Source organism: Thermoanaerobaculia bacterium (assembly GCA_035717485.1).
GTDB lineage: Bacteria > Acidobacteriota > Thermoanaerobaculia > UBA5066 > DATFVB01 > DATFVB01.
On sequence record DASTIQ010000071.1, the window covers coordinates 60,008 to 72,921 of the forward strand.

Genomic DNA, 12,914 nt, shown 5'->3' on the forward strand with positions numbered 1-12,914 from the left:
CCGGAGGGGCGGGAAAGAGGCCCTCACCGCCGCGCCTCTCCGGCCCGCTCGTCGATCACCCGGAGCATCCGCTGCGCGTTCGCGTCGCCGGGCTCGAGCGCGAGGACGTTCCGGTAGCACTCCCGCGCGCGGACCAGATCTCCCGCGGCGAGATATCCCTCGCCGAGGCTGTCCTGCGCGTTCGGCGATTTCGGATGACGCTCGGCGTTCAGGCGGAAGAGCGTGAGAGCGAGCGCGGAATGCCCCTCGCGCAGCTCGTCGTATCCCAGGTCGTTCGTCTCGTTCTCGATCGGAGCGCCGGCGCTCGCCGGGTCGGCGGCGAACGCCCGCCAGCTCTTTTCGAGGGCCGCCGCGTCTCCCGCGTCGAGCGCCGGTCGAACCGCCTCCGCGATCGATCGGTACCGGATGATCGACTCCATCGCCGGATCGACTCCGCTCCGGTAGTCGGCGAAGGACAGCGGCGCCGGCAGGCGAGGAGCGGTCCAAAGGCGCGGGTCGGGCTTCGTCCGGTCGGGCCAGTACATGGTCGACGCCATCACCGTCAGTCCGCTGCGCGGTAGGACGATCGCCTCGTGATCTCCGTACTGGCTCGGACGCGATCCCGTCGGCTCCCCCACGAACGTCGGTCGAGCGAATCGGGAGAGATCGTTGACGAGGTTCTGGGCCGCGGAAAACGTCGACCGGCCGATCACGACGAACAGCTTCCCCCGCTCGTCGAGGTGCGCCCGGAGGATCCCGGCGACCACCGGGGCGTTCAGGAAATTGTTGCCGCCCGAGTTCAGCCGGATGTCCAGGACGAAGCGATCGACGGGGTGCTCGCCGGCGAAGCGGAAGACGCGGGCGAAGAACGCCGCGATCGACTCGTCCGGCCTGTCCGCGACTCCGTTGTATTGCACGTACAGGACCCGAGGGCCGCCGAGATACTCCATCCAGTACAGGTCTCCCGGGTTCTTGAGCCAGAGCGGCGTCGCCTTGCCGGAAGCGCTCGACGCGTCGATCCACCCGGGCGGATCGACGAAGACGGAGCCTCCGCCGTGCCCGTGCGCGGGGGAAGAGGCACCGGGGAGCTCGGCGGAGAAGCGGCGACCGTCCTTTTCGAGCTCCCACTTCGCCGTTCGTCCGTCGCCGAGACCGAGCCCCGCGAGGATCTCCGGCACGCCGAAATACATCGGCACGACGAGCCGGAGCCCTTCCTCGTTGTCGTGCGACACGACCTCGGCGACCCGCCGGAACGCCTCGTCGACCGGCACGCCGCCGACGCCGACGACTTTCGCGCCGACGATCTCCCGATGGTCGGGGGCCGCGGCGCGGACGTAGATCCCATCCGAGAACGCGTAGAGCCGCGCGCCGACCGTGTGAAATCCGGCCTTCGCATCCCCCGCGAAGAAGGGATTCATGCTCGTGTGCCCGTCGCCGATCCGGGCGACGAGCCTCATGAATCCGACGGCGATCGCGTCCGGCGTCATCGTCGGAATCGAGCGATCGAGCTCCGCGATCTCGCGTTCCCATTCCTCCCGGGGCACCGCGTGGAAGGCGTCGGCATGGATGCGGGGAAGGCGCTCCGCCAGCGTCTTCAGATCTTCCCGCCAGCCGTCGGCGGAGAGAGGCGGGGCCGCCGCCGCGCGCTGCGCGGCGACGAGGACGAGAGCGGCGACGAAGAACCGGAGTTCGCGCATGGAAGCCTCCTCTGTAAAACGACAGTTGTCGATATTCGAAACGAGCGCCGGCGACGCCGGAAGGATCGGGGTTTCATCGGCGGACGACCGCCGCCGCGCCCGCGGGCCGGGAGCCGGGCCGGACGCCCGGAAGGAAGAGCAACGCGGCGCCCGCGATCGCGAGCGCGGGCCCCGGTCGCCTGCGGACGGCGGAGACGCCCCCGACCAGGCGCCGCAACCGCCTCTCGAGATCGGTGCGCCGACCGGTCGCGGCGACGGCGGAATTCCGCCGGCCGTTCGCCAGCGCGGCCGCCGAAAGCAGCGCCCGTCCGTACGCGCGGACATCGCCGCCCCGGCGCCGCAGCACTTCCTCGTCGCAGCTCTCCTCCCGCCGCTCGCGGCGCTGCGCCGCGAGAACCCGGACGAGCGGGTTGAACCACCAGAGCGCCACCACCGCCGATTCGATCGCCGTGATCCCCGGATCCCTGCGGCGGAGGTGCGCGAGCTCGTGCGCGAGGATCCAGTCGCGCTCCGGCTCGGGCATGGAGCGAAAAACGGCATCGGGGAGGAGGATCGCCGGCCGGACGCCGCCGACCGCGCACGGCACGGGCATCTCCGCGGAGACGAGGAGCTCCGGCGGGTACGGGAGGCCGAAGCGGCGGGCGAGATCCGGCAAGGACGGCGACTCCGCGGGAACGGCATCCCGTCGGAGCCGCCGAACCCGGCCGCGTTCCCGGGCGAGGCGGACGAACGCGACGCCGGCGCCCGACGCGTGCAGGACGGCGACCGCGGCGAACACGGCGGCGGCGCCCGCTCCCAGGCGGCCGCCGGGCACGGCGGTGAACCGGCTGAAGACCCCGGTCGCGAAGGGGAGCATCGGAGGAACGACGAATTTCAACAGCGCGACGCCGAGCAGCGCCGAGCGGAACTCCGGCGACCGGCGCCGCACGACGGCGGCGACCGCGAGAAGCACGGCCGCGGCCGCGCTCCCCTGGAGGGTCACGTGGATCAGATGCAGGGTCCACTCGGCGCCGAATGCGGCCGCCGCGCTCACTTTCGCCTCCGGCGTCCACCGTGGAGATCGTCGACGAGGCGGCGCAGGGCCTCGATTTCCTCCTCCGTCGCCGGAGCGGAGCGAAAAAGGGTCGAGACGACCGAAAGACGGTCGCCCCCGAACACGCGCGCGACGAGCCGCCGCAGCACGCCGTCGATCGCTCCCGCCGAGGTCTCCGAGGCCCGGTAGAGGAAGGCTTTTCCGGCCGGAGCAGGTCTCCGCGCGACCAGCCGCTTCGCCTCGAGACGCCGCAGCAGCGTCACGACGGAGGAATGGGAGAGCGGCCTCGATTCCCGCAGGACCGTCCGGATCGTCCGGGCGTCCATCTCTCCGCGTTCCCGGAGAGCGGCGAGCACTTCGAGCTCGGCTTCCGGCGGCGTCTTCGCCGATCTCGTTTCATTCCCCGCGCGGGGGCCGAATCCTGACATCTGTCGATATAGACGACGACCCACCGAAAAGGTTTCGGTCCCGGCGGGGGTCAGCGAACGTCGAGGGCGGAGGAACCTCCGGTCCGGACCCGGATCGCGCCCGGCAGCACGGAAAAAGCGACGGGGAAATCGGGACGGCGGATCTCGCCGTCGGCATGGGCATAGAGGGAACGGTCCGCCGAGACGGTGAAGGCGACGCCTCGAACGAACGTCGCCTTCGGATGGCGGCGATGGTCTCCGGTGAGGGCCTTCGGAAGGGTCGCGAGGGTCCTCAGCCGGCCGAGCGCTCCGAACAGGCACGCATCGAGGAGGCCGTCGTCCGCGCGGGCGTCCGGCGTCAGAAGAAATCCTCCCCCGCACGACGGACCGTTCCCGATCGCGCAGAGGAGCGCCGGCTCCTCCCGGCGGAATCCTTCCGCGGACAGGGTCAGGAGGGGCGGCTCGAAGGTGGCGATCGTCGCGACGGCCGAGAGCAGATAGGCGGGGAGGCCCCGCAGCCGCGTGAACTCCTTCGACCGCGCGGCCGCCGCACCGTCGAGGCCGATCCCCACGCCATTGAAGAACAACTCACCGGCGAAGACGCCGAGATCGATTCGCTTCTCGGTACCGCGGCAGGCGACGTCGACCGCGGCCGCGAGGAGCCGGGGCGACCCGATCGTCCGCGCGGCGTCGTTGCCGCCGCCCCCCGGGAGGAAGGCGAGCACGCCGCGCCCGCCGCTCGCGCCGAGCGCCTGAACGACTTCGTGCACGGTGCCGTCGCCGCCGAGAACGGCCACGACCCCGTCCGGTTCCTTCGCGGCGAAATCGCGCGCGAGCTCCGTCGCGTGGCCCGGAGCGAGCGTGCGGACGATCTCGAATTCGGCGCCGAGCTCCCGCAGGCGGCGGGACACGGCCGGCGCTTCCGACCGCGCACGGCCGTTCCCCGCCGCGGGATTGAGCACGACCCGGATCGGCGCATTCACTGGGATATTCTTCGCTTCCCATGATTCTGAAGGTTTCGAAGCTCGGGGTCAAAGTCCTGCGCGAAGTCGCGATCGACGTCGATCCGAAGGCGGTCGCCCGGGGAGCCTTCGAGCCGTTCGTCGACATGCTTCTGGACACGATGCGCGAATACGACGGGACCGGGATCGCGGCTCCCCAGGTCTTCACGGGTCTCCGGGTCTTCCTCTACGAAGTCGTCCCGGAGCGGCGCAACAAGAAGGAAAAGGCCGTCCCCCCGACCGTCTACTTCAACGCCCGGTACGAGCCGGTCGGCGACGAGATCGAGACCGATTCGGAAGGATGCCTGTCCGTTCCCTTTCTCTGGGGAGGCGAGGTTCCGCGCTACCGGAAGATTCGCGTCCGGGCGCTCGATCGAAAGGGAAAGCCCGTCGACTTCGAAGCGGAGGGTTTCCACGCGCGCGTCCTGCAGCACGAGATCGACCACCTGGACGGCATCGTGTACATCGACCGGATGAAGGATCTCCGGAGTCTGGGGTATACGGTGAAGTTCGGCTGATTGCGGGCGCAGGAGGTGCATCGAGCCGGACGGGCGCGTGCGCCGCGACCCGCGGCCTCAACATACACACCCGATATGCCTCGGCCGCGGGCTCGGGCGCCCGCATCCCGTCGGGCTCGCGCCTCCCCCGCGCCTCAACCGTGCCCGAGCGAACTGGATCGGCGCCGACACTCCGACGGGAATCACGAGGTGCGGCCAGACGTGCCGGAAGGTGGGCGCCGGAAGCCGGCCGGCGGCCGCGGCGTACCGGAGCGTACGTTAAGGCCGCCGGCCGGCTTTCGGCGTCCGCATAACGGTGCGTATGGTCCGCACCCGCCTAATGAAGGTGACGATGTTCCACCATGATGCACTTGTTCATCACGACGGCCAGTCCCGCCCGTCGCGCCTTCTCGGCCGATTCGTTGTGGGCGAGGCCGAGCTGCATCCAGACCGCCTTCGCGCCGGCCGCGATCGCGTCGTCGACGATCGCGGGGATCGCATCCACCCGGCGGAAGACGTCGACGATGTCGATCGGAACGGGGACGCTCGCGAGATCGGGATAGGCCTTTTCGCCGAGCACTTCGCGGACTGCCGGGTTGACCGGGATCACCCGGTACCCGTGCTCCTGGAGGTAGGCCGCGATGCGATGGCTGTCCCGCGCCGGATTCTCGGACAGCCCGACGACGGCGATCGTCCCGGCGTCCGCCAGCAGGCGGCGTATCTCCTCTCCCGACGCGTTCTTCTTCGGCAGCTCGCAGACGGGGTCGCTCATCGAAACCTCCCCCGCCATTCTGCGGCGCGGCGCGAGGAAACGCCAGCCGGGGCGCTCATTCCTCCGGAAGCGGGCGGCTGATATATTCGGAAGGATGGCGCGGGGAAAGATCTCGACCGCCCCCGGTCCTCCGGCGCGGCCGCTCGACGCGATGCCTTCGGGCTCGGCGGACTTCTTCACGACCCGTCTCGACAACCTCGTCGCCTGGGCGCGCAAGAATTCCCTCTGGCCGCTCCCGTTCGGAACGGCGTGCTGCGCCATCGAGTACATGTCGATCGTCTCCTCGCACTACGACCTCGCGCGCTTCGGGGCGGAGGTCGTCCGATTCTCCCCCCGGCAGGCGGACCTCCTGATCGTCGCCGGCACGGTCGTCGACAAGCTCGCCCCCGTCCTCCGGAAGATCTACGACCAGATGCCGGAACCGAAGTGGGTGATCTCGATGGGCGTCTGCGCCTCCTCGGGCGGCTTCTACCGCGCCTACCACGTCGTCCAGGGCATCGACGAGATCGTCCCGGTCGACGTCTACGTTCCCGGGTGCCCCCCCACGCCGGAAGAGCTGATGTACGGGATCCTGAGCCTCCAGGAGAGCATCCAGTCCGGCCGCAAATCCCGGGACGACCGCTCGGCGCGTTACGCCGCGACGCTTCCCGCGCTCCCCTCGCCATGAGCGACGTCGCGATCTCTCCCGTTTCCGCTCCCGCCGAGCGCGTCCGGGCCCGTCTTTCCGGCGCGATTCCCGATTCGCGCGTCTCGGTGGCGGATCTCGACCTGCCGACGATCGAAACGGATCCGCGGAGCTGGCCGGCGGTCGCGCGGTTCCTCCGCGACGACCCGGAGATGCGTTTCGATCTGCTGATCGATCTCCTCGGCGTCGACAATCTCCGGCGGCGCGGAAGGCCCAGCCGGTTCGAGCTCGTCGTCCACCTCTTTTCGACCTCCCGCGACGAACACGTCCGCGTGAAGGTGATCCTCGACGGGGAGAACCCGGAGCTTCCGTCCGTCGTCGACGTCTGGCCGGCGGCGAACTGGTTCGAACGGGAGGCGTTCGACCTGTTCGGATTCCGCTTCTCGGGGCATCCGAACCTCCGCCGGATCCTGTGCCACCAGGCGTTCGTCGGCCACGCGCTGCGGAAGGATTACCCGCCGGGGCAGCGCTGGATGTGCACCGAGGAGGACCTCTACGTCCCCGGCCTCGTCGCGCGGGAGAACGTGGAGGAAGACCACTTCGAGACCGTCGTCGTCAACCTCGGACCGTCCCACCCCGCCACGCACGGGACGCTCCGCATCGTCGCGCGGCTCGACGGCGAGCAGATCGTCGAGGCGGAATCGGAGATCGGATACCTCCATCGCTGCTTCGAGAAGATGTCCGAGACCCACACCTGGAACCAGGTCATCCCGTACACGGACCGGCTGAACTACTGCTCGGCGTTCATCAACAACGTGGCCTACTGCAAGACCGTCGAGCGGATGCTCGGAATCGAAGTGCCCGAGCGCGGCGCGCTCGTCCGGACGATCCTTTCGGAATTCTCGCGGATCATGGACCACTGCGTCTGCATCGGCGCGAACCTCGTCGACACGGGAGCGCTCACGAACTTCTGGTATCTGTTCCAGCCGCGCGAGGAGATCTACGGCCTGATCGAGGCCTGCTGCGGCGCGCGCCTGACGGTGTCGTACGGGCGCGTGGGAGGGCTCTCCCGCGAGGTCCCGGCCGATTTCGTCGCCCGCTGCCGCTCGCTCCTCCGCTCGATCCCGAAATTCCTCGACGACGTCGACAACCTCGTCAAGCGGAACCGCATCGTGTGGGACCGTTTCCGCGGCGTGGGCGTCGTGACCCGCGACCAGGCGATCGGCTGGGGATTCGCGGGCCCGTGCCTCCGCGCGTCGGGCGTGGGGTACGACGTCCGCAAGGCGCGGCCGTACGATTTCTACGACCGGTTCGACTGGGACGTGCCCGTGCATCGCGACGGCGACAATTTCGCGCGGTACCTCGTCCGGATGGAGGAGATGCGGCAGTCGCTGTCGATCATCCGCCAGGCGCTGGAGATCCTTCCGTCGTCCGGACCGGTGAGCTCGGGCGACTGGCACGTCGTCCTCCCGCCGAAGGATCGCGTCTACCACGACATGGAGTCGCTCATCTATCACTTCAAGTGGGTGATGGAAGGAATCCAGGTGCCGGAAGGAGAGCGCTACGAATGGTTCGAGGGGGCCAACGGCGAGCTCGGGTTCTACGTCGTCTCGACCGGCGGCGGATCGCCCTACCGGATCAAGCCCCGGCCCGCCTGTTTCCCCATGATGGCGGCGTTCGAGAAGATCATCGTCGGGAGCCGCGTCTCCGACGCGATTGCGACGCTGGGAACGTTGAACATCATCGCGGGAGAGCTGGACCGATGAGGGCAACCGGCGCGGACCACGCATCGAGCCATGCGGACGCGGCCGGCCCGGCCGGGCTCGCCTTGCTCGCGCCTCGCCGCGCTTTCGGGTCGTTTCGGGAGCCTCGGTTTCGCGCGGAAACTCGTCCGGACAACCGAACCTGTTCCACCGTGCTCGAGGGAGAGCTTCATGTCCGTTAGAGTCGTCGACCTGACCGACTCGGAGCCGCGGCGGCCGACGATGGCCGTGCGGCTCTATCTGCCCCTGCTGAAGGGCATGGCCGTGACCCTCGGCCATCTCCTGAAGAACATCGTCAACATCAAGAAGCTTCCGACCATCCTGTACCCGGAGCAGAAGCGGAACTACTCCGACCGCTTTCGCGGCAAGCACATCCTGAAGACGCGCGAGGACGGGACGCTCAAGTGCGTCGCCTGCTACATGTGCGCGCAGGCGTGCCCGGCCGACTGCATCGAGATCGTCGCGGGCGAGCACCCGAAGCTCGCCTACGAAAAGTACCCCGTCGTCTTCAACATCGACATGCTCCGCTGCGTGATGTGCGGGTTCTGCGTCGACGCGTGCCCGAAGGACGCCATCTGGATGTCGAGAAACTACGAGCTCTCCTTCTTCACCCGGCACGAGTCCGTCTTCGACATCACGACGCTCGCCGAGAAACCGGGCGCCGGCGTCAAGGACGGGTACGGATACCGTCCCTACTATCCGGGCGACGGGACGATTCCGCCCACGGACGCGTCGACGGCTCCCGTCGTCCCCGGCGACGGCGGACGCCAGGAGCTGCGCGAGAAAGGGCTCCTTCACGAGCCCGCGGCTCTCGCCGGCCGAAACTGAACCGACCCGAGCCCTCCACCGCCGGAACGGGCCACGCTCTCCGGACGTCGATCCGGATCGCGGCGATCGCCGCGGCGGCCCTCGCCGTTCGGTGCGGATCCGGGAAGCGCTCGACCGCGACGATTCCGCTGCCCGTTCCGGAGGATTCGCCGTTCGCCTCGACGGGGGTGTGGCTCTGGCCCGGCGAGAGCCTGCGGTGGGCCATTCCGGCCGGGCCGGACGTCCGCGTGCGTTTCCGGTTCCACCAGCCGCTCGCGTGGGCTCCGGGACCGGCGCAGAGTCTCGTGGCGGAGAGCGCGGCGCCTCCCTCCGCGCGGCGCGAGGAGATCCGGCTCCCCGCCGTGACGGGAACGAGCGATTCCGGCTGGAGAACCGGGTCCGTGCGGATGCCGGCATCGGACCGCGGGCGCGCGTTCACCCTGCGGGTCGAGCGGGCCCCCGCGGATCCTCGCCCCGTCTTCATCGCCGACGTCGTGGCGGACTGGCCGCGACTCGACCGGGGCGAGCCGCGGGTCATCGTGCTCTTCGACATCGACACCATGCGGGCGGATCACCTGTCGTTGTACGGCTACGACCTCCCGACGACGCCCGCGATCGATCGGGTGTTCCGGTCGGGGCTGGTCGCGGACCGGTGCTTCTCCAACGCCACATGGACGCTCCCTTCGCACGCCTCGATGTTCACTTCGACGCTGGTAAGCCGCCATCGGGTGCGCGCTCCGGGGGACCGTCTGCCGTCGAACTTCCCTCTCCTCGCCGAAGTGCTCCAGAAGGGGGGTTACGCGACGTTCGGGGTGACCAACGGCGGCTACGTGGACGCGGAATACGGCTTCTCCCGGGGATTCGACCGCTACGAATCGTCGAACGAATCCGTCGAACAGGAGGTCACGCGCGCGCTCGCGGACCTCGATTCGGCGCCGAGTTCCCGCGTTTTCCTGTTTCTTCACACCTTCCAGGTCCACAACTACGCGCCGACCCGGATCTCCGCGACGGAGCTCTTCGGAAGCGTGCTTCCGCTCGGAGCCGGATGGCTCGAGCTGATCCGGAAACAACTCGACTCCGGCGGCGCGCCCGCGGCGGAACGGCACGTCTGGGCGCGCCGGCGCTACGACGCCGCCACGCGCCGGGTGGACGACGCGTTCGCGTCGCTCGTCCGGGGGCTCGAGCGCCGGGGGCTCTGGGAAGACACCGCGGTCGTGCTCGCGTCCGACCACGGCGAGGCGCTCTTCGACCGCCCGAAGATCGCCGCGGACGCTCCCGATTACTTCGGGCACCCGCTGCCGCAGGTCTACGATCCCGAGATTCACGTCCCGTTCGCCGTGAGGGTTCCCTGGAAGCGGTGGCGAGGGCGCGTCGCGCATCCCGTCTCGATGCTCGACCTGGCGCCCACGATCCTCGACATCGCCGGAGTGGCCCCTCCGGCGACGTTCGAGGGGAGATCTCTCGCGGCTCCGCGGCCGTCGGTGATCTTCGCCGCCTCTCCCACCTACGACGCCGTCGCGGCCCGCGACGCGCTCCACAAGATCATCGTCCGCCCCGATTTCCGACAGATGAGCTGGGAAGGAACGGGGCTGCACGATCCCCTTCCCGCCCTCGAATGCTTTTCCCTCGAAGCCGATCCCGGGGAGCGGTCGCCCGTCTCCTGCGACGCTCCCTGGGCGGCCGCTTTGCGCGAGGCCGCCGATCGTTACATCGTGTCGTCGTTTCCGCGGTCCCTGGTCCTGAAGCTCGAGGGCCCTCCCGGCGGCGCCCCCTGCCGCGTCGCCGCGCGCGGCGAGACCGAACCGCCGGACGAGCGCTCGTTCGCGCTCCGTCCGCAGACGGATGCGCGGACTTCGGGAACGACGCGGATCGTTCGAACGGACCTCGGAAGTTCTCCGGAATGGCTGGCGTTTCGTCCCCGAGCGACCGGCGGCGGCCTGTCCCTGCAGCTCGACGGGTGCGGCGCGGTTCGCGACACGCGCGATCGCCCGGTCTCGACGGCCGAGGCGGGCTGGAGCGAACTGCTCTGGAAGACGGGAGCGCTTCCCCGCGGAAACGTCATCCTCTCCGTTCCGCCGCTTCTCGAGCCCGACCGGATTCGGGCCGAGCCCCTTTCCACGGCTCTCGTCCGGCGCCTGCGCGCGCTCGGATACCTTTCCGCCGGATCGAGCTCTCCCGTTCCCCCCGCTCTCCCGGACGTCGGCAGCCCCGTCGACCTCCCCGCCGCGCGCGCCGGCGAGATCCGGATCCGCGTGCGATGAAGATCCGCACCATCCTCGCCGCCATCCCGCTGGCCATCGCGTGCGCCCGTTCGCCGAAGGGTCCCCCCGTCCCCCCGCCCACCCGCCTCCCCGCCCCCGCCGTGTCCCGGGTCGCGGGAGAGCACGCGCGAAGGATCTTCGAGCTCTTCCCTCCCTCGACCCGCGCGGGGGAGCCGTTCAACCGGCAGGACGACGGGGAGTCGGCGATCCTCGTCGGCGGTTGGGGATTCGAGCCGGGTGACCGGATCTTCTGGAACGACCGCGAGCTCACGACGAGCTGCGGCGATCCCACGACGATCTCCGCGCTCGTCCCTCCTCCTCTTCTCGCCCGCCCCGGCACCGCCACGATCGTGATCCGGAATCCGAAGGACGATTCGTCGAAGCCGATGCAGGCGCGCTTCGAGATCCTCGAGCGGTGAGTTCGCGCGGTCCGGTGGGTCTGCGCCGGTTCCTCGCCGCCATGGCGGCGTTCTGCGCCGCATTCGTCCTCACCGGCCCCTGGCGAATCGCGGGGCGGGAGGTCGGACGCTCGACCGTTCTCGCCGCGATCGTCGCCGCGCTCGGACTGGGGGCGTTCGCGATCCGGCCGGGCTGGCGATCGTGGGTGCGGCGGCGGTTTTCCGCGGAGGACGTGCGCCTGTCCCGCCGGGGCGTGGCGATCTTCGGCCTCGCCGTCGCCGCGGTCCTCGGCCGCGTCGCGCTGTCGCGGTTCGCGGCGCTCGAAGTGAACGCCTGGGACTTCTCGCTCTATTTCGACCGCCCGGTCGAGAGCGTCCTCCACGGAAAGGGACTCTACTCCGAGCTCCTCAGGGGCTCGATTCTCGGCGACGACGCGAGCTTCGCCATGTTCGCGTTCGTTCCTCTCTATGCCGTCGTGGCGTCCCCGCTGTGGCTCGTCTGGGCTCCCGCCGTCGCGATCGCCGGCGCGGCCGCCGTGGCGTTCCTGCTGTTTCGGGATCTCTTCGCCGACGACGTCGCGGCGCTCCTGCTCTCGGCGGCTTTCGTCCTGCACTCGGCGACCGCCCGGGCCGTCCAGTACGTCTTCCACGTGGAAATCTTCTATCCGCTCGCGATCTTCCTGTCGCTCTGGTCCCTGCGGCGAAAGCACGCCGTCGGCTTCGCGGCCGGGATGACGCTGCTCCTCTCCCTCAAGGAAGACGCGCTGCTCCCGGCGACGGTGCTCGCCCTCTTCGCTCTTCTGATGCGGGCGGACCGGCGGTGGATCGCCGCGTCCTGGGTCGCGGCGGCCGCCGCGTTCGCCGTGGATTACTTCGTGGTTCTCCCGGGTTTCTCCCCGTCCGGCGGCGCGAAACCGTGGTTTTCCTGGTACTGGGCGCGGTACGGCTCGAGCCCCCTCTCGGCGGCGGTCGGAATCGCCTCACACCCGCTCCGGGCCGCGGCGGACGTCGTCCGCTCGGGAATCGCCAACCTCCTCGAGCCGCTGCTGTTCCTCCCGCTCGCCGGATTCGAGGGATTCCTCGCGGTGCTGCCGGCGCTGATCCCCTATGCGGTCGCGCAGCACGGGAAGCTCTCCCGGTTCAGCCTCTATTACTCGATGCCGATCCTCCCCTTCCTCTTCATCGCCGCCGGCTGGGGCCTGACGCGGATCGCTCGCGTCTTCCCGGCGAAGAAGATCGCCTTCCGCGCCGGGGCCGTTCTCGTGTTCGCCGCGTGCGCGCTCGACGGAGCGGGCTACGTGCTCGCGCGTCCGAGGCCCGAGCGTCGCGCGATCCGGCCGCTTCTCGCGAGCCTCGCGCCGGAGACCCCCGCCTACGTCCAGGGTGCGCTGCTTCCCCACGCCGGATACGCGCCCCGCTTCGCCGTTCTCGATCGAGGCGACGCCGTCCCCGACGGGGTGCACGGGTATCTCCTCCATTCGGACGCCGACCCGTATCCCTTCTCGGGCCGCGAGCTGGGCGCCCTGCTTCGAACGCTGGACGCCGACCCCCGGTACGCGCGCCGGCCCGCCGCGCGCGGGCTCGTCCTTTACTCCCCCGCCGCCGCCGCGGCGAGATAGGATTTTCGAATGACGTCGCCCGAGATCGATCCTCTCCTCGCCTCGGCGTCGACGC

The 12,914-nt window shown here is 69.8% G+C and carries 12 protein-coding genes; 7 read left to right on the top strand and 5 right to left on the bottom strand.

Features of this window, described 5'->3' with window-relative positions; all coding sequences use genetic code 11:
* Nucleotides 1-23: 23 nt before the first annotated feature.
* The 4 genes from VFS34_03900 to VFS34_03915 form a co-directional block, all read right to left on the bottom strand.
* The gene (locus VFS34_03900; protein HET9793583.1) at nucleotides 24-1,676 is read right to left on the bottom strand and encodes a hypothetical protein; all 1,653 of its coding nucleotides are present in this window, start codon (nucleotides 1,674-1,676) and stop codon (nucleotides 24-26) included.
* 73 nt (nucleotides 1,677-1,749) lie between these two features.
* Nucleotides 1,750-2,709, bottom strand: a complete 960-nt coding sequence (locus tag VFS34_03905) for a M56 family metallopeptidase (GenBank protein HET9793584.1) — start codon at nucleotides 2,707-2,709, stop codon at nucleotides 1,750-1,752.
* Nucleotides 2,706-3,137 (bottom strand): BlaI/MecI/CopY family transcriptional regulator, encoded by a 432-nt coding sequence (locus VFS34_03910; protein HET9793585.1) that lies wholly within the window; start codon nucleotides 3,135-3,137, stop codon nucleotides 2,706-2,708. The genes VFS34_03905 and VFS34_03910 overlap by 4 nt, the downstream gene beginning before the upstream one ends.
* A 50-nt stretch (nucleotides 3,138-3,187) precedes the next feature.
* Nucleotides 3,188-4,099, bottom strand: a complete 912-nt coding sequence (locus VFS34_03915; protein ID HET9793586.1) for a diacylglycerol kinase family protein — start codon at nucleotides 4,097-4,099, stop codon at nucleotides 3,188-3,190.
* A 20-nt stretch (nucleotides 4,100-4,119) separates the two neighbouring features.
* Here VFS34_03915 and VFS34_03920 point away from each other — a divergent pair, with 20 nt between their 5' ends.
* Nucleotides 4,120-4,635, top strand: a complete 516-nt coding sequence (locus VFS34_03920; protein ID HET9793587.1) for a peptide deformylase — start codon at nucleotides 4,120-4,122, stop codon at nucleotides 4,633-4,635.
* A gap of 316 nt (nucleotides 4,636-4,951) precedes the next feature.
* On the opposite strand, the gene VFS34_03925 is transcribed toward VFS34_03920, so the two are convergent.
* Nucleotides 4,952-5,386 carry a CoA-binding protein gene (locus VFS34_03925; GenBank protein ID HET9793588.1) on the bottom strand — a complete coding sequence of 145 codons (435 nt, stop codon included), beginning with the start codon at nucleotides 5,384-5,386 and terminating at the stop codon, nucleotides 4,952-4,954.
* Nucleotides 5,387-5,537: 151 nt separating this feature from the next.
* Between VFS34_03925 and nuoB the strand changes: the two genes are divergently transcribed.
* The 6 genes from nuoB (at nucleotide 5,538) to VFS34_03955 (ending at nucleotide 12,859) form a co-directional block, all read left to right on the top strand.
* Nucleotides 5,538-6,053, top strand: coding sequence for an NADH-quinone oxidoreductase subunit NuoB (gene nuoB / locus VFS34_03930; GenBank protein ID HET9793589.1), 516 nt, complete (start codon nucleotides 5,538-5,540; stop codon nucleotides 6,051-6,053).
* Nucleotides 6,050-7,777 (top strand): NADH dehydrogenase (quinone) subunit D, encoded by a 1,728-nt coding sequence (gene nuoD / locus VFS34_03935; GenBank protein ID HET9793590.1) that lies wholly within the window; start codon nucleotides 6,050-6,052, stop codon nucleotides 7,775-7,777. Before nuoB ends, nuoD begins: the two co-directional genes overlap by 4 nt.
* Before the next feature lie 168 nt (nucleotides 7,778-7,945).
* Entirely contained in the window at nucleotides 7,946-8,602 is a 657-nt protein-coding gene (locus VFS34_03940) for an NADH-quinone oxidoreductase subunit I (GenBank protein HET9793591.1), read from the top strand.
* 167 nt (nucleotides 8,603-8,769) lie between these two features.
* The gene (locus VFS34_03945) at nucleotides 8,770-10,842 is read left to right on the top strand and encodes a sulfatase (protein HET9793592.1); all 2,073 of its coding nucleotides are present in this window, start codon (nucleotides 8,770-8,772) and stop codon (nucleotides 10,840-10,842) included.
* Nucleotides 10,839-11,261 (top strand): hypothetical protein, encoded by a 423-nt coding sequence (locus tag VFS34_03950; protein HET9793593.1) that lies wholly within the window; start codon nucleotides 10,839-10,841, stop codon nucleotides 11,259-11,261. Before VFS34_03945 ends, VFS34_03950 begins: the two co-directional genes overlap by 4 nt.
* Nucleotides 11,258-12,859, top strand: a complete 1,602-nt coding sequence (locus VFS34_03955; protein HET9793594.1) for a DUF2079 domain-containing protein — start codon at nucleotides 11,258-11,260, stop codon at nucleotides 12,857-12,859. The genes VFS34_03950 and VFS34_03955 overlap by 4 nt, the downstream gene beginning before the upstream one ends.
* Nucleotides 12,860-12,914 lie beyond the last annotated feature (55 nt).